Origin of the sequence: Arthrobacter jinronghuae (assembly GCF_025244825.1) — a bacterium.
GTDB lineage: Bacteria > Actinomycetota > Actinomycetes > Actinomycetales > Micrococcaceae > Arthrobacter_B > Arthrobacter_B jinronghuae.
In genome coordinates this window covers 1,808,854-1,825,299 of the sequence record NZ_CP104263.1, presented here as the reverse complement: position 1 = coordinate 1,825,299, position 16,446 = coordinate 1,808,854, and the positions used below count along the sequence as shown (strand labels likewise).

Below are 16,446 nucleotides of genomic sequence, written 5' to 3'. Positions count from 1 at the left end.
GGACTAAGTGTCCAGCTCCGCCAGCGAAATGTTCAAAAGCAACACGTTGACGGTACTGCTCCCGAGAACTCCGGCGAACGGTGCCTGCGTGGCCTCGTCCACCAGGGCCTGCACCTGCTCCGGATCCAGTCCGCGTTCGGCGGCCACCCGGTCTACCTGCATCCGGGCGTATTCCGGGCTGATGTGCGGATCCAGTCCGGACCCCGATGCCGTGACGGCATCGGCGGGGACATCTTCCGGAGCCACACCTTCCAGCTCCGCCACGGCGGCCCGGCGCTCCGTTACGGCGGCGGCCAGGTCCTCGCTCAGCGGGCCGAGGTTGGAACCGCTGGAGGCACCGCCGTCGTACCCGTCCCCCGCTGCGGAAGGCCGGGACTGGAACCACTCGGGCAGCGCCGCGCCGTCGGCGTCCGTGAACGGCTGGCCGATCAGCTCGGATCCCACTTCACTGCCGCCGCTGCTGACCATCGAACCGTTGGCCCGGCCGTGCAGAGCGGCCTGGCCGATCCCGGCCACTGCCAGCGGATATACGACGCCGAGCAGGAGCGTAAGCACCGCCAGGGCGCGGAGGGAGACGCCAAGCTGGCGCATGCTGCTGCGGACGGGGTTCATTTCCTGCTCCTAGTAAAGGGGATGGTGCGGATGATGGTTGCCATGTCAGAACCCCGGGACCAGGCTGATCAGCAGGTCAATGAGCTTGATGCCGATGAACGGCGCAATTACGCCGCCCACCCCGTAGATCAGCAGGTTGCGGCTGAGGATCGAGGAGGATCCGGCAGCCCGGTACTTCACGCCGCGCAGCGCCAGCGGAATCAGCGCCACGATGATCACCGCGTTGAAGATCACTGCGGAGAGGATGGCCGAGGCCGGAGAGTGGAGCTGCATCAGGTTCAGTGCGGCAAGGCCGGGGAAAATTCCCACGAACATCGCCGGGATGATGGCGAAATACTTGGCAATGTCGTTGGCGATCGAGAAGGTGGTCAGGGCGCCGCGGGTAATAAGCAGCTGTTTGCCGATCCCGACAATGTCGATCAGCTTGGTGGGGTCCGAGTCCAGGTCCACCATGTTGCCGGCTTCCTTGGCCGCGGACGTGCCGGTGTTCATGGCCACGCCGACGTCGGCCTGGGCCAGTGCCGGGGCGTCGTTGGTGCCGTCGCCCGTCATGGCCACCAGATGCCCGCCCGCCTGTTCGCGGCGGATCAGGGCCATCTTGTCCTCGGGGGTGGCTTCGGCCAGGAAGTCGTCCACGCCTGCCTCGGCGGCAATGGCCTTGGCGGTGTAAGGGTTGTCGCCGGTGATCATCACGGTCCGGATGCCCATGGCCCGCAGCTGCGTGAAGCGTTCCTTCAGGCCGTCTTTGACCACGTCCTTCAGATGGATCACACCGAGCACCCGGGTGCCGCCGTCGGCGTCCCGAACGGCCACCAGCAGCGGAGTACCGCCGCCGGTGGATATCTTCTTGACCTGGTCCTCGACCGCGATCAGGACGTCGACGTCGATGCCGCCGGACTCCGCCGTCCAGTCCAGGATGGCGGCGGAGGCGCCCTTGCGGATCTTCGCCCCGTCGGGGAAGTCCATGCCGCTCATCCGCGTCTGGGCAGTGAAGGGAACACTGGTGGAGCCCGCCGGCGGTTCCGGGCGGCAGCCCTTCGCGGCGGCCAGGTCCACAACGGACTTGCCCTCCGGGGTGGGATCACCGAAGGAGGACAACACGGCGGCGTCGATCAGGTCGGTGCTGTCGGTGCCGTTGATCGGGATGAACCCGGCGGCCTGGCGGTTGCCGTACGTGATGGTGCCGGTCTTGTCGAGCAGCAGCGTGGTGACGTCACCGGCGGCCTCCACCGCACGGCCGGACATGGCCAGGACGTTGCGCTGGACCAGGCGGTCCATGCCGGCAATGCCGATGGCCGAAAGCAACGCGCCGATGGTGGTGGGGATCAGGCAGACCAGCAGGGCCACCAGGACGGGGATGCTGACCGTGGCGGAGGAGTAGCTTGCCAGCGGGTTCAGCGTCAGCACCACCACGATGAAGATGAGCGACAGCGTGGCCAGGAGGATGTTCAGGGCAATTTCGTTGGGCGTCTTCTGCCGCGCGGCGCCTTCAACGAGCCGGATCATCCGGTCTACGAAGGTTTCCCCGGGCTTGCTGGTGATCCGGACAATAATCCGGTCGGACAGGACCCGGGTACCGCCGGTAACCGCCGAGCGGTCGCCGCCGGATTCGCGGACGACCGGGGCGGATTCGCCGGTGATTGCCGACTCGTCCACGGACGCGATGCCGTCAATGATGTCGCCGTCGCCGGGGATGATCTGCCCGGCCTCGACCACCACTACGTCGTCCAGCCCAAGGTCGGCCGAGGGGACCTCCGAGATGGTTGCCCCGAGGCCGGCGGGATCGCGGCCGGAGTCGTAACCCTCCAGCCGGTAGGCGGTGGTGGTGGCCCGGCTGTTGCGCAGGCTGGCCGCCTGCGCCTTCCCGCGGCCCTCGGCCACGGCTTCAGCGAGGTTGGCAAAGATGACGGTGGCCCAGAGCCAGCCGGCAATCAGCCAGGAGAAAGCACCGGGGACGGGGGTGCCGCCGGAGTCCTGCGGGCCGCCGAGGAAGGGCTCTGCGACGGCGATCGCGGTGATCAGTACTGCACCCGCTTCGACGATAAACATCACCGGGGTGCGGACCATCAGCCGCGGGTCCAGTTTCCGGAAGGCTCCGGGCAGGGCGGCGGCCAGCGAGCCTGCGGTTATGCCGCGGGCGGCGGGAGCCCCTTCCGAAGCCGCTTCGGACTCCAGGGGTTTGGTAAGTGTGGACATGGTTATTGCAGTCCTTCCGCCAGGGGACCCAGCGCGAGTACGGGAAAGAAGGTCAGTGCAGTCACGATCACGGTGACGCCGCACAGCAGCGTCACGGACTGCGGCCGGTGGGTGGGCAGGGTGCCGGCCGAAGCGGGGACCTTGCCCTGCTCGGCGAAGGCTCCGGCCAGGGCGACCACGAAGACCATCGGCAGGAAGCGGCCCACAAGCATGGCCACGCCGAGTGCAGTGTTTAGCCACGGTGTGTTGGCCGTGAGTCCGGCGAACGCGGAGCCATTGTTATTGGCTGCCGACGTGAAGGCGTACAGGACCTCGCTGAAGCCGTGGAGTCCGGTGTTCAGGATGGAGGTGCCCTCGATGTCTGCCCGGATGCCGGGAACCGCGAAGCTCAGCGCCGTCCCGACCAGGACCAGGGTGGGCATGGTGAGGATGTAGAGGCTGGCGAGTTTGATTTCCCTCGGGCCGATTTTCTTGCCGAGGTACTCGGGAGTGCGTCCCACCAGGAGCCCGGCCACAAACGCGGTGATGATCGCCAGGATCAGCATGCCGTAGAGCCCGGACCCGACGCCGCCCGGCGCCACTTCGCCGAGCATCATGTTCAGCATTGCCATCATGCCGCCCAGCGGGCTGAAGCTGTCATGCATGGCGTTCACCGCACCGGTGGACGTCAGCGTGCTGGTGGAGCCAAAGAGCGTCGACGCGGCAATGCCGAACCGTTGTTCCTTGCCTTCCATGGAACCGGCTGCACCGTCCGCGGCACCGAATTCGAAAGCGGTCATGGCCGCTAGGGAAACCGTGAAGATGGAGGCCATGGCCGCCAGGATGGCGTAACCCTGCCTGCGGTCCCCCACCATGGTGCCGAACGTGCGGGGCAGGCTGAACGGGATGACGAGCATCAGGAAGATTTCCACCAGGTTGGTCCACCCGCTGGGGTTTTCAAACGGGTGCGCGGAGTTGGCATTGAAGAAGCCGCCGCCGTTGGTGCCCAGCAGCTTAATGGCTTCCTGGGAGGCCACCGGCCCGCCGGGGATCGTGGAGGTTCCGCCGAGAAGGTTGGTGACGGAGGTGAAGCCGTTGAAGTTCTGGATCACGCCGCCGAGGATCAGCACCACGGCGCCCAGGAAAGCCCCGGGCAGCAGCAGCCGCAGCACGCTGCGGGTCAAATCCACCCAGAAGTTGCCGATGGTGGATGAGTTGCGGCCGGCCAGGCCGCGGATCAGTGCCACGGCCACGGCCAGGCCCACAGCTGCGGACAGGAAGTTCTGCACCGCCAGGCCGGCCATCTGCACCGCGTATCCCATGGTGACCTCGGGCGAGTAGGACTGCCAGTTGGTGTTGGCCACGAAGGAAGCCGCAGTGTTGAAGGACAGGGCCTCGGGCACCGCCGGAAGGCCGAGCGAGCCCGGCAGCAGGTGCTGGAGGCGCTGCAGCAGGTAAAGCAGGAGCATGCTGGCCCCGGAGAAGACCAGCACTCCGCGCAGGTAGCTCTGCCAGGCCTGGCCGGAGGAACCGTCCACTCCGATCAGGCGGTAGAAGCCGCGCTCCGCACGGAGGTGTTTTTCGGAGGAGTAAAGCCGGGCCATGTAGTCGCCCAGCGGCCGGTAGACCGCCGCGAGCAGGACCACCAGGCTGAGTACCTGTGCGGCCGTTACCCAGCCGCCCATCAGAACCGCTCCGGTCGGACAAGTGCCACCAGGAGATAGCCGACGGCCGCCACCCCGAGGCAGAGTGCAAGGACGTTGAAAACGATCACAGCTTTTCCACCGCCCCGGCCATCAGGACAAACGCAGCGAAAAGCCCTACGAAGCCCACTACAAATAAAACGTCAAGCACGGGAATTGCCCCCAGCCGTTGAGCGTGCCGCCGCTTTGGCAGCACGGGCACACCTTGTGCCGCATTCGATTAGATGCCCTGGCCCGGGCGTAAAAGGCCATCCTCACGGTTTCCTCACGCCGGCACTCCAAACCCTTACGGAATGCCCATGCAAACGGCCTATTGCGACGCCGGGACACCGAGGCGGGACATGGCCGGGCCGGCGCGGTATACACTGTAAACTGACAACCACCGAAGGAACTGCCGTGTCCAGGAACCACCCCCTCAGCCCCGCCGCGATAGCTGCGGCCGCAGTCCGGATAGCGGACGCGGACGGCCTGGATGCCGTTTCCATGCGCAGGGTTGCGGCGGAGTTCGGGGTTTCAGCAATGGCACTTTACCGCCATGTGGCGGACCGCAGCGCACTGCTGCTGCTGATGGCCGATGCCGCCACCAAGGACTACGCGCTCCTGCCTGCCCGGAACCTGTCGTGGCAGGAAACCCTGGGCCACCTGGCCGATGCCCAGTGGCGGGCCTTCACCGCCCACCCGTGGCTGCTGCGCATTGTGCTGACTCCGCGCCGGCTCGTGAACATGGCCACCCCGGCCGAGGTGGAGCTGGTGCTCTCCCGGCTGGTCTCGGCCGGCCTGACCGAGGACGAAGGCTTCGACTGCCTGCTGGGCATTTCCGCGGCCGTGATCGGCACTGCGTCCATCACGGCTGCTGCCCACTTCGGTCCCCCGGGGAAGGCAGACGGCCCCGGGCCGGACGGCCACCTCCGCTGGGCGCCGGACGCCGTCGCGCAGCACCCGCAGGCGGCCCGGTTCCAGGCCCGGGGAATCAGCTATTCGGGCTCGCGCCGCTCACTGGACTTCTTCGTCGCCAGCTTCATTGCCGGCGTCGAACAGGACCTCAACAAAGCTCCGGGCGGCCCTACCCGCCCGGTTTCATGGAAGGAAGAAAATGAAACTCAGCAATAAGACCGCCATCATCACCGGCGGGGCCGGCGGAATCGGCCAGGGCATTGTCCGCCGTTTCCTTGCCGAAGGCGCCAAAGTCGCAGTGGTGGACATCGACCAGGCGCAGGGCGACAAGCTGCTGGCCGATCTTGAGGGCAAGGGCGAGGTCATTTTCATCGCCAAGGACATTTCCAAGCCCGAGAACGCCGCTGCCATCGTTGCCGAAACCGTCGAGCGTTTCGGGGGCCTGGACATCCTGGTCAACAACGCGCACGCGTCCAAGCAGGCGCCCATCATGGAAACCACGCCGGAGATCTGGGACCTGTCCTTCAATACGGGCACCATGGCAACCTTCCACCTGATGCGTGCGGCATACCCGGAACTGAAGAAGACACGGGGCAGCATCATCAACTTCGGCTCCGGCGCCGGCATCAAGGGCCTGCCGAACCAGGTGGCCTACGCCGCGGCAAAGGAAGCCATCCGCGCCATTTCCCGCACGGCCGCCAATGAATGGGCCGTGGACGGCATCCGCGTCAACGTGGTTTCCCCCGTCGCCCTGACGCCCGGCATCGTCCAGTGGAGCCAGGCCTTCCCGGAGGCCTACCAGGAAGTCGTCGACGGCGTACCCCTGGGCCGCCTGGGCGATCCCGAAACGGACATTGCCCCCATCGTGGTGTTCCTCGCCAGCGAGGATTCGCAGTACCTGACCGGCCAGACCCTCATGGCCGACGGCGGAACCATCAAGCTGTACTAGCCGCCGGTCGGCGCCAGGATTGCCCAGCCGTTCGCCGGCAGGGCCAGCCGCCTGCCCGGAACGTCCAGCCCGCCCGCGCCGGCCAGGACGTCCCGGGCAGCTTCGGGCACCTGTACGGTGACCGACGCGTCCTCAAGGTTCATGGCCACGAACAGCGAGTGGGCGGCGTCGAACACCTCGTAGACCAGCTGCTCGTTGGCCAGCGAATGCACCCGCGTGCGGGCGGCATGCACCCAGTGGTGCCGGCGGCGCAGGCCGATCAGTTCCTGGTGCAGGTGGTACAGCGGCTGCCCCACGGCGGAAAGCTCCCCGGGGGAAGCCGGGAAGGACGGACGGATGTCGTCGTCCCCTCCGGCACGGTCCTCCTTGTCGCCCCGGTAGCCCTGCTCGTCACCGTAGTACACCGTCGGGGTGCCCGGCAGGGTGAACAGCAGCACCAGTGCGTGTGCGAGCCGGCCCGACGGCGCCAGGCGGCTGGCGATGCGGGTGACGTCATGGTTGCCGACAAAGGTCAACGGCACAAAGGTGTCCAGGAACGTGTTGTGCCGCTCCAGCGCCGCGGACAGTTCGTAGAAGTTCGCTTCCGCCAGCGAACTCCAGACGGCCTTCCACAGTTCGTACTGGGTCACCGAATCCAGGTGCCCGGCGCGTACCTCCGCCGGGTAGTCCCCGTGGATGTACTCCCCCACGAAGTAGGCGTCGGGGAACTCCGTGCGGACGTCATCCAGCACGGGCGCCCAGAACGACGACGGCACGGCGTAAGCAGCGTCCAGCCGCCAGCCGTCGGCACCTCGGCGCAGCCAGTGCTTCATCACGTCGGCCACGAAGTCCGCCACCGCCGGCTCGGCATGATTCAGGGCCACCAGGTGGTGATGGCCCTCGAAGTCTCGATACCCGGGCTCCGTGCCCGGCGTCCAGCCGTCCGGCCAGGTGAAGCTGAACCAGTCCGCCGTCGTCGCCCCCGGGCCCTGCTCGAGCGCCTGGCGGAAGGGGGCGAAGGAGCGGCCGGTGTGGTTGAAGACGCCGTCAAGGAGCACCCTGATCCCGCGTGCGTGCGCCTGGGCCACCAGTTCGTCGAAGTCGGCATCGTCGCCGAGCCGGGAATCGATCCGGTAATAGTCGGTGGTGTCGTACCCGTGGGTTTCGGAGGCAAACACCGGCCCGAGGGCAAGCCCGGAGGCCCCCATCTCCACGAGGTAATCGAGCCAATGGACCAGCTGCGCCAGCCCGTGCCGTGCCGGGGCCTGCTCCGGGAGCGCAGACTTTTCCGCTCCGGCAAAGCCCAGCGGATAGACCTGCCACCACACCACGTGCTCCACCCAGTCCGGCGTCGTCATGCGTTTAGTTCCCTTCGCGTGGTGGAGTAATGCCTCTTACAGTCTGCCATCAGCACGCTTACCTTCGGGAATTTCCTCCCGGCCGGCGGCGCTTAAAAGAGGAGAACCAACCGGACAAGAGAAGGACACCATGGCCTCAACAGCCGATTCCAAGCCCGAGCTTTCCACCCAGCAGCGCGTCATTGACTACGTCCGCCGCTACGGCAGGGTCCAGCCGCAGGACATCGCGGAGGAGTTTGACCTGGGCGGGGTTGAAACCCTCAACGTGCTGACCGCCCTCGAAGAGATGGGTGCGCTCCGGCTGGTCTCCGGCGGCGACGGCGTTGCCGCCGTCCCCACCGGCCAGTCCCTGTGTGATCCCTACACCGGCACCTGCATCTAGCCCTAGAGCATGCTGTCCGGAACGGAGGGGAAGTCCTTCGCTTCGTAGAGCTTGGCAACGGCGCTCATGTAGTCGGTCCACTGGGCACCGGCAATGGCGGATCCGTCCACGTAGGAGCGGGTGACGCCGTTGATCTCCTGGTTGTTCAGGGAGGAGTAGGAGTTCCAGTTCCCCACCCAGGACGCCGTGGCAATGCCGGTGGTGTAGCCGACGGTCCAGGTCTGCTCGGACATGTCGGTGGTGCCGGTCTTGGCAGCGGCCGGTACGCCGATGGGGTGGATGCTGCCCGGTGACCCCTCGACCAGTTTCTGCAGCGGCTGCGTCACGGCGGCGGCCACGTCCGCACTGATGGCGCGGGTGCATTCGGCTGTGTCGACGTCGTAGGCGTTGCCGGAACCGTCGGTCACCTCGGTGAGGGCGGTGGGCTTGCAGTACTCGCCGCCGCTGGCGAAGGTGGCGTAGGCCGAAGCGATGGTCAGCGGGGAGACTTCCTGTCCGCCGAGGACAAAGGAGGGACTGGTGACTTCCAGGGGTTCCCCGTCCACTGCTCGGTGGACACCCATGCTGGTGGCGGTATCCCGGATGTCGCACAGGTCGAGCTGGGCTGCCTGCGCCACGGTGGCCGTGTTGACGGACTGCCGGAGGCCCTCCGCAACGGTCATCTTCTTCTCAAAGCCCTCGGAGGCGTTCTTGAATTTCCATTCGTCGAACTCCGCATTCGGGCCGAGGCAGCTGGCCTTCCAGTCGAAGCCTGCCGGGTAGGACGTGCGCGTGGCGTCGATGGTGTCGTTGAGTCCGTGGCCGGCCGCCAGCCAGGCGGCGGTGGTGAAGGGCTTCATGGTGGAGCCGGGCTGGAAACCGTAGGGGGTGCCGCCCATGTCCGCGTCCACGTTGAAGTTGAGCTGGGTCTTACCGTTGCCAAGCTCCGGCGTGTACTCGGTGTTCTGGGCCATGGCAAGGATCTTGCCCGTACCCGGTTCCACGGAAACTATGGCAGAGCCGGCCCCGGAGGGATCCCCCACCGGAACCTGGGCTTCGATCTGCTTCTGTGCCTGCGACTGCAGCCTCGAGTCCAGAGTGGTCCTGATGGTCAGCCCGCCCCGTGCCAGGAGCTTGGCGCGCTCTTTGACGTCGGCGCCGAAGGCTTCCGACTGCAGGATGGTCTGTTCCACATAGCTGCAGAAGTACTGCGCCATCTCGGCTCCCGTGCATCCGGAGGTCACCGTCTGCGGGTTCAGGTCCAGTCCGCTTGCCACCGCTTCGTCATACTCGGCCTGGCTGATCTTGTCGTTTTTCAGCATGGCCGCAAGCACGGTGTCCCGGCGTGCCTGCGTCCCCTCGGGGTTGGTAAACGGGTTGTAATGGCTGGGCGACTGCACCATGCCGGCCAGCATGGCCGACTGTGCCGGATTGAGCTCCGAGGCGGAGATGCCGAAGTAGCTCTGGGCCGCAGCCTCCACACCGTAGGTCTGTCCCCCGAAGAGCACGATATTGAGGTAGCCCTCGAGGATCTCCTCCTTCGAGTACTCCTTTTCCACGGCGACGGCGAGCTTGGCTTCCCGGAGCTTGTCCCCCATGTCCTTGGTACCGCTGAGCGTAAGGTCGCTGCCGCCCTTGCCGGAGGCGATGTCACGGCTGATCAGCACGTTGTTCACGTACTGCATGGTCAGGGTCGAGGCGCCCTGCGTATTCGAGCCCGAGGCGTTGGAGGCCACGGCACGGGCAATCCCCATGAAGTCAATGCCGTTGTGCTCGTAGAAGCGCGCGTCCTCGATGGAGACTATGGCGTCCTGCATGCTCTGCGACATCTCGTCCAGCTCCACCGGAACCCGGTTCTGGGCATAGAAGGTGGCCAGCAGCACGCCGTCGGCGCTGTAGATCTTCGATCCCTCGTCCAGGGGGCCGGTTTCCAGCTCGTCGGGCAGCTGGTCCAGCACTCCGACGGCCATGTCCGTGCCCGTGGCTGCGACTGCCGCCATGGGGATCAGGGTGCTGGCGGCCAACACGCCGGCCAGCAGGCTTACGAGGAGGAACGCGACTAACCGTCCGGGCACGGAAAGTCTCTCGAGGAATGAGGATGTGGGGGGACGCATCCCTACAAGTTATCGAGTTTGTCTGTGAAGGGTCTTGACCGAATGAGTCACATCGGGTAATGGCGGGTGGATCCGGCGTCCCCGAAGCGGGCCGGAATCCCGCTCCAGCACTGGGATCGGGCCGGTGCCGCTCCGCGCTCCGGGCAACCCGCAGCGGGGCCGACCCGGAAGCCCTGCGAGAACAAGATCACAGCAAACCCGCACTTCGGGCAGTGCAAAAGGAGGGGCCGCAGGTCGCTGGTGCGACTTACGGCCCCTCCTTTGGTGTGCTGGCTAAAGCCTCACAGCTGCGGCGGCTTAGGCGTCAACGACAATCGCGGTGATCGCCGGCGTGCGGTTGTAGAAGCGGCGCATCCAGTTGGCGACGGCGCGCTCGATGACGTCTTCGAGGTCCTCGCTCTTCGGTCCGCGGCGGCTGCCCGCGGCGGCGTTGGCCAGGGCCTTCTCCACTGCTTCCTCCGCCTTGCGCAGGTCCTCGGGCTTGCAGGTGAAGCCCTTGGTGAAGAACTCGGCGGGCTCGGCGATGGTGCCGGTGTCGGCGTCGACCAGGGCCAGGACGGTGACGGCGCCTTCCTCGGCCAGCTGCATGCGTTCCTTCAGGGTCTCCTCAGTGGTATGGCCGACGCTGTCGCCGTCCACGAAGACCAGGTCCACCTGGTGCTTGCCGGAGATCGTGGCACGGCCGCGGCGCAGGTCGACGGTCATGCCGTTTTCCGCGATGACCACGTCGCGGGGATCCATTCCGGTCGCCTCTGCGATGGCTCCGTTGGCCTTGAGGTGGCGCCATTCCCCGTGCACCGGCATCACGTTGCGCGGCTTGACGATGTTGTAGCAGTAGGCGAGCTCGCCGGCGCTGGCGTGACCGGAGACGTGCACCTTGGCATTGCCCTTGTGCACCACATTGGCGCCGATCTTGGTCAGGTTGTTGATGATGCCGTAGATGGCGTTCTCGTTACCCGGGATCAGCGAACTGGCCATCAACACCGTGTCACCCTCGTGGATGCGGATCTGGTGGTCCTTGTTGGCCATGCGGGACAGGGCAGCCATGGGCTCGCCCTGCGAACCGGTGCAGATCAGCACAACCTTGTGGTCATCGGTGCGCTGCAGCGACTTGAAGTCCACCAGGATGCCCTTGGGGATGTTCAGGTAGCCCAGTTCCTCGGCGATGGTCATGTTGCGGATCATCGAGCGGCCCACGAAGGAGACCTTGCGGTTGTAGCGCGATGCCGCGTCGATGACCTGCTGGATGCGGTGGATGTGGCTGGCGAAGCTGGAAACGATGATCCGGCGCGGGGCGGTGCGGAACACGGTGTCGATGGCCGGGGCCAGTTCCTTCTCCGAAGCCATGAAGCCGGGGACCTCGGCATTGGTGGAGTCGGTCAAGAACAGGTCCACGCCCTCCACGCCCAGCCGGGCGAAGCCGGTGAGGTCGGTGATGCGGCGGTCCAGCGGGAACTGGTCCATCTTGAAGTCGCCGGTGTGCAGCGCCATGCCGGCCGCCGTGCGGATGGCGATGGCCAGGCCGTCGGGGATGGAGTGGTTCACGGCGAGGAACTCAAGGTCGAAGCCGCCAATGGTGCGGCGGTCGCCTTCCTTGACCTGGATCAGCTTGGGCTTGATCCGGTGTTCCTTCAGCTTGGCCTCGATGAACGCCAGGGTCAGCTTGGAGCCGACAATGGGGATGTCGGAGCGCTCACGAAGCAGGTACGGCACGCCGCCGATGTGGTCTTCGTGGCCGTGCGTCAGGACCACGGCGACGACGTCGTTCAGGCGGTCGCGGATGGCGGTGAAGTCCGGCAGGATCAGGTTTACGCCCGGGTGTTCTTCTTCGGGGAAGAGCACGCCGCAGTCGACGATCAGCAGCTTGCCGTCGAATTCGAAAACGGTCATGTTCCTGCCGATTTCGCCAAGGCCGCCGAGGTTCATGACACGCATGGTTCCCTTGGCGAGTTCCCGGGGGGCTTTCAGGACGGCAGGTGTTCTATTCACGGATGAGGGTTCTTTCGTTGGGGAGCGGATTGCAGGGTGGAACGGCAGCCGTACGGCGGCATTCCGGAAGTCTGTGGTGCGGCCAGAACAGGGCCGACAGCTGTTGTGCTTCTTTCATTCTATTGACTTTTCCGGCGCGCCGGGGACACCCGGCTCTCCCGGAGAGTCTCGGGCGGTTCCGGAGGGTGTTCGGCGGCCTGATTCCTTCGGTGCGGAAACGGCTCAGCCCCGCTGCAGGGCGTTCTTCTGCGACTTGTTGATCCCGGTGCTGCGGCCGCAGTTGGAGCAGGTAAAGGCGTAGCGGCGGCTGGTGGTGAGGACGGGGATGAAGAAAAGCGTCAACCGGTTAGCGCGCTCTTCCACATACTGCTCTGCGTAGACGCCGCAGTACTGGCAGGTGGCCGGCCGCGAAAAGAGTGATGAGAGCACGGTCTTGAATCCAATGAGCACGAACATCCGACCACTCTACGTCGGGCGGGCAGGCCGGGGCATGCGGACACGCGGCTTTTACTAAGGTTGCTTACGAACAGGGGTGTTGGATATCTTTCGGGCATGGAACGCCGCCTCCCCCAACTGGAGTACCTGCTGCCGCTGAAGTGGGCAGAGGACACCGGCCTGAACGAGCTGGTGGAATATCTGGAACTGCTCAGCAGGCACGTGCGGGTCCTGGTGGTGGACGGCTCCGGCGACGAGTTGTACTCCCGTCACGAGCGGGCCCTCCCTGCCGGAGTGTTCCACTGTCGACCCAAGCACCCCGAGTGCCGGAACGGCAAAGTCGACGGCGTCCTCACCGGCGTCGACCTGGCCGAGGGGCAGCAGCTCATCATTGCCGACGACGACGTCCGCTACACGCCGCAGCAGCTGGAACGGATCTGCGCGCTGTTGGAGGCGGCCGACGTCGTGCGTCCACAGAACTACTTTTCCTCGCCCTCTCCCCTGCCGTGGCATGCCCGGTGGGATACCGGCCGCATCCTCCTGAACCGTGCGTTCGGTGCCGACTACCCGGGAACGCTCGCGGTGCGGACCGAGGTCCTTCGGCAGGCCGGCGGCTACAGCGGGGACGTGTTGTTCGAGAACCTCGAACTGTTGCGTACCGTCCGGGCGGCCGGCGGTGTGGAGGTGCGTGCCAATGACCTGTTTGTCGCCCGGCTCCCCTCCTCCACAGCGCTCTTCTTCCGGCAGCGCGTGCGTCAGGCCTACGACGATTTTGCCCAGCCGCTGCGGCTGGCTGCCGAGCTGTCGCTGCTTCCGGTGCTGTGCTGGAGTGCCCGGAAGCCTCTGCGCCTGGCGGCATTGGCCGTTTCCGCCGCTGCAGCCGCAGAATACGGGCGACGGCGCGACGGCGGCCGGCAGGTGTTCGGCCCGTCGTCGGCGCTGTGGGCTCCACTGTGGCTGGTTGAGCGGGCCTTGTGTGTCTGGCTGGCCGTGTATTGGCGGCTGCGGGGCGGCATCCCCTACTCAGGTGCGCGACTGAGGATGGCTGCGCACTCGGTGCGCCGGATCCGGGAGCTTCGGGGGTTGGGTTAGGGGCTCTTCGGGGGGGGCTTCCACCTGCGAGCGCCGAAGGTCGGGGTAAGCCGGGTTGGGTCTTCGTCCTGCGAGCGCACAACTCCAGGGTGAGTCGGGAGCCCGCCTGCGAGTGCTGAACTCCGGGGCCTAACCTCAGGACAAGTTTCCGCCTGTGAGCACACCCCCGGGAGTGTTGGACCAACCTGCGAGCACCCGCGGCAGGGAACCTAACCCACACGTTCCGCCTATGAGCCCACATAAGGGCTTGGTTGGAGCCATCCCGCCGAGCACCGAAGCCGAGAGTGAGCCCCCCCGGGTCCCGCTCGGAAGCCCGCGCCCCACATCTGGCGGCCGAGGCTCCGTCAGGGCCGAAACGCGCGCCCGGCACCAGCAACCGGCCAGGCATTTGACCCCGGCTAAGCGGACCGCAAAGACAGGTAGTAGTTCAGGTATTTCCTTCCTTCTCCTTGCCGCTTACCGTCGATAGACTCGAACACATGTTCGAATATCGTCCGGCGGAACACCACTTTAGAGCTGACCCCTCCCGTGTCAGCAGCGCCTTAGTGAACGCATGGGTGGGCGTTTTGAGTGAGGATGGCGACGCTGAGAATGCCCCAGAGCCGGACACAGAGCTGATCGACCGGATTCGTGCCCTTGAAGAGCTGAAGGCAGCAGCATCGGCAGCGCAGGCCCGGGCCGCCGCGGCGTTTGACGCCTCGCAGCGCCGGAAGCAGGCGTTGGAGGGAGTACCTAGGGACAAGCAGGGATGGGGCGTAGCTTCGCAGATCGCTTTGGCCCGGAGGGACTCGGCGAACCGCGGCGGGCGCCTGCTGGGGTTCGCCAAGGCCCTGACGCAGGACATGCCCTGCACCCTCTACGCCCTGAGCCACGGAAAGATCAACGAATGGCGGGCCACACTGCTGGTGCGTGAAACCGCGTGCCTAAGCAAAGAAGATCGGCAGCGCGTGGATGCGGAAGTGGCCGGGGATCCGGAGCTGCTGGAAACCCTGGGAGATCGGCAGCTGATTTCCCGCGCCAGGGGTGCCTCTTACCGGCTGGACCCGCAAGCTGCCGTGAACCGGGCGGCCAAGGCTGCATCCGAACGTTTCGTTTCCTGCCGTCCCGCGCCGGACACCATGACGTACCTGACGGGACTTCTGCCGGTCGCCCAAGGTGTAGGCGTTTACGCTGCCCTCTCCCGTGAGGCAGACCGGCTGGCCGCAGCCGGGGACGGGCGTACCCGCGGCCAGATCATGGCGGACACACTTGTAGGCCGAATCACCGGTCAGACACAGGCGGACGCCATGAAGGTGGAGGTCCAGCTGGTGATGACGGACCGGACGCTGCTGGCCGGAGAATCAGAACCGGCTTTCGTTCCTGGCTACGGTCCGGTTCCGGCGCAATGGGCCAGGGATCTGGTCCGCAGTCGGGATGGGGCCAAGGGCGTTCGCGATGACGGTAACCGCAAGGGCAAGGGCGAGAGCCGGTTCAGGGAGAACGCCGGTCGTGACGCCGATGGCACCGGCGACGCCCCGCCCGGCGGCACGAACAGGGGCCGTCCTCGGGATCGGAGCGACAGACCCGCCAAGGATGTCCAGACCTTCATCCGCAGGCTGTACACGGCTCCGGAAACCGGCGAGCTGGTCGCTATGGACGCCCGGGCACGCTTGTTCCCCACCTCCCTGGCCCGGTTCATCGCTGCACGGGACGCCACCTGCCGGATGCCGTGGTGTGGTGCTCCAATCCGAGCGTTCGACCATGTCCGGCGGCACAGCGACGGAGGTCCCACCAGCCTCATGAACGGACAAGGACTCTGCGAAGCGTGCAACCACGCCAAGGAAGCGCCGGGCTGGTCTGCGAAGGTAATCAAACCTCCCGGCGCAACATCTGCAACCGGCACAGAAACCGGCGTGGCGGGCGTGGCCGGGGAAGGCTCACCCGCACTACCCGCCCACACGGTGGAGACCTCCACCCCAACCGGACACACATATCGTTCCACTGCGCCGCCGTTGGCAGGTGCTCCTGTTGAGGCGGACCTCTCTGCCGTCGAAAGGATAGTGGTGGATCTGATCCGGGCTGCATAGCCGGGCGGCGTCGTCGGACAGCGTCGTCGGACAGCGAGCGCTCGCAGGCAGTCCCCGTCAGTCCCGGTCAGCGGCCGCCACCGGTAGGCTGTGGAGATGGCCAGATACTTTGACGTACACCCGGAAAACCCGCAGCCCAGGGCCATCGGCCAGATTGTGAACCTGCTCGAATCCGGCGGATTGATCGCCTACCCCACCGACTCCTGCTATGCGCTGGGAGTGCAGCTGGGCAACCGGGAGGGACTGGAACGCATCCGGCAGATCCGTCAGCTGGACGAGAAGCACCACTTCACCCTGGTCTGCCGCAACTTCGCGCAGCTGGGCCAGTTCGTGCAGCTGGACAACTCGGTGTTCCGCAGCATCAAGGCCGCCACCCCCGGAAGCTACACCTTCATCCTGCCGGCGGTGAAGGAAGTGCCCAAGTGGCTGCTCCAGCCCAAGAAGCGGACCGTCGGCGTGCGCATCCCGGACAACACGGTGGTGCAGTCGATCCTGGACGGCCTCGGCGAACCGCTGCTCTCCAGCACACTGCTGCTGCCCGGCGATGAGGATCCCATGACCCAGGGCTGGGAAATCAAGGAGCGTCTGGACCACCAGGTGGATGCCGTCATCGATTCCGGGTTCTGCGGCCCCGAGCCCACAACAGTCATCGATTTCTCCGGTGACTCGCCGGAAATCGTGCGGCGCGGAACCGGAGATCCGACGCCCTTCGAGTAACC

At 66.1% G+C, this 16,446-nt stretch carries 14 protein-coding genes; 6 read left to right on the top strand and 8 right to left on the bottom strand.

All coding sequences use genetic code 11. The annotated features are described in order from the left end of the window. Positions 1 to 3 precede the first annotated feature (3 nt). From kdpC to N2K98_RS08550, 4 genes are read right to left on the bottom strand one after another with little or no spacing between them, the layout of a single operon-like run. Positions 4 to 612, bottom strand: coding sequence for a potassium-transporting ATPase subunit KdpC (gene kdpC, locus N2K98_RS08565; RefSeq protein ID WP_255797800.1), 609 nt, complete (start codon positions 610 to 612; stop codon positions 4 to 6). Positions 613 to 657: 45 nt separating this feature from the next. Further along, complete coding sequence (gene kdpB, locus N2K98_RS08560) at positions 658 to 2,808, bottom strand: potassium-transporting ATPase subunit KdpB (RefSeq protein WP_255797801.1); 2,151 nt, start codon at positions 2,806 to 2,808, stop codon at positions 658 to 660. 2 nt (positions 2,809 to 2,810) lie between these two features. Then, positions 2,811 to 4,472 carry a potassium-transporting ATPase subunit KdpA gene (gene kdpA, locus N2K98_RS08555; RefSeq protein WP_255797802.1) on the bottom strand — a complete coding sequence of 554 codons (1,662 nt, stop codon included), beginning with the start codon at positions 4,470 to 4,472 and terminating at the stop codon, positions 2,811 to 2,813. Next, positions 4,472 to 4,561: a potassium-transporting ATPase subunit F gene (locus N2K98_RS08550; protein WP_227921892.1), complete on the bottom strand. Its 90-nt coding sequence runs from the start codon at positions 4,559 to 4,561 to the stop codon at positions 4,472 to 4,474. The genes kdpA and N2K98_RS08550 overlap by 1 nt, the downstream gene beginning before the upstream one ends. A gap of 325 nt (positions 4,562 to 4,886) precedes the next feature. Here N2K98_RS08550 and N2K98_RS08545 point away from each other — a divergent pair, with 325 nt between their 5' ends. Then, entirely contained in the window at positions 4,887 to 5,600 is a 714-nt protein-coding gene (locus N2K98_RS08545) for a TetR/AcrR family transcriptional regulator (protein WP_255797803.1), read from the top strand. After that, positions 5,584 to 6,333, top strand: coding sequence for an SDR family NAD(P)-dependent oxidoreductase (locus N2K98_RS08540; protein ID WP_255797804.1), 750 nt, complete (start codon positions 5,584 to 5,586; stop codon positions 6,331 to 6,333). The genes N2K98_RS08545 and N2K98_RS08540 overlap by 17 nt, the downstream gene beginning before the upstream one ends. Here N2K98_RS08540 and N2K98_RS08535 read toward each other — a convergent pair. Next, positions 6,330 to 7,670 carry an alpha-amylase family glycosyl hydrolase gene (locus N2K98_RS08535; RefSeq protein ID WP_255865530.1) on the bottom strand — a complete coding sequence of 447 codons (1,341 nt, stop codon included), beginning with the start codon at positions 7,668 to 7,670 and terminating at the stop codon, positions 6,330 to 6,332. The genes N2K98_RS08540 and N2K98_RS08535 overlap by 4 nt on opposite strands. Positions 7,671 to 7,800: 130 nt before the next feature. Between N2K98_RS08535 and N2K98_RS08530 the strand changes: the two genes are divergently transcribed. Next, positions 7,801 to 8,052, top strand: a complete 252-nt coding sequence (locus N2K98_RS08530; RefSeq protein ID WP_255797806.1) for a helix-turn-helix domain-containing protein — start codon at positions 7,801 to 7,803, stop codon at positions 8,050 to 8,052. Positions 8,053 to 8,054: 2 nt separating this feature from the next. On the opposite strand, the gene N2K98_RS08525 is transcribed toward N2K98_RS08530, so the two are convergent. From N2K98_RS08525 to N2K98_RS08515, 3 genes are all read right to left on the bottom strand, one after another. Next, complete coding sequence (locus N2K98_RS08525; protein WP_255865529.1) at positions 8,055 to 10,106, bottom strand: transglycosylase domain-containing protein; 2,052 nt, start codon at positions 10,104 to 10,106, stop codon at positions 8,055 to 8,057. Between the two features lie 336 nt (positions 10,107 to 10,442). Next, positions 10,443 to 12,080, bottom strand: coding sequence for a ribonuclease J (locus tag N2K98_RS08520; RefSeq protein ID WP_255798162.1), 1,638 nt, complete (start codon positions 12,078 to 12,080; stop codon positions 10,443 to 10,445). Between the two features lie 276 nt (positions 12,081 to 12,356). After that, positions 12,357 to 12,590 (bottom strand): zinc-ribbon domain-containing protein, encoded by a 234-nt coding sequence (locus tag N2K98_RS08515; protein WP_229952025.1) that lies wholly within the window; start codon positions 12,588 to 12,590, stop codon positions 12,357 to 12,359. 96 nt (positions 12,591 to 12,686) lie between these two features. Between N2K98_RS08515 and N2K98_RS08510 the strand changes: the two genes are divergently transcribed. The 3 genes from N2K98_RS08510 to N2K98_RS08500 all read left to right on the top strand — a co-directional run bounded on the left by N2K98_RS08510 (position 12,687) and on the right by N2K98_RS08500 (position 16,444). Then, positions 12,687 to 13,661, top strand: a complete 975-nt coding sequence (locus tag N2K98_RS08510; RefSeq protein ID WP_255865528.1) for a glycosyltransferase — start codon at positions 12,687 to 12,689, stop codon at positions 13,659 to 13,661. 566 nt (positions 13,662 to 14,227) lie between these two features. Next, a complete protein-coding gene (locus N2K98_RS08505; protein WP_255865527.1) occupies positions 14,228 to 15,727 on the top strand; it encodes an HNH endonuclease in 1,500 nt (499 codons plus the stop codon). Positions 15,728 to 15,823: 96 nt separating this feature from the next. Next, complete coding sequence (locus N2K98_RS08500; RefSeq protein ID WP_255797810.1) at positions 15,824 to 16,444, top strand: L-threonylcarbamoyladenylate synthase; 621 nt, start codon at positions 15,824 to 15,826, stop codon at positions 16,442 to 16,444. The last annotated feature ends 2 nt before the right edge of the window (positions 16,445 to 16,446 follow it).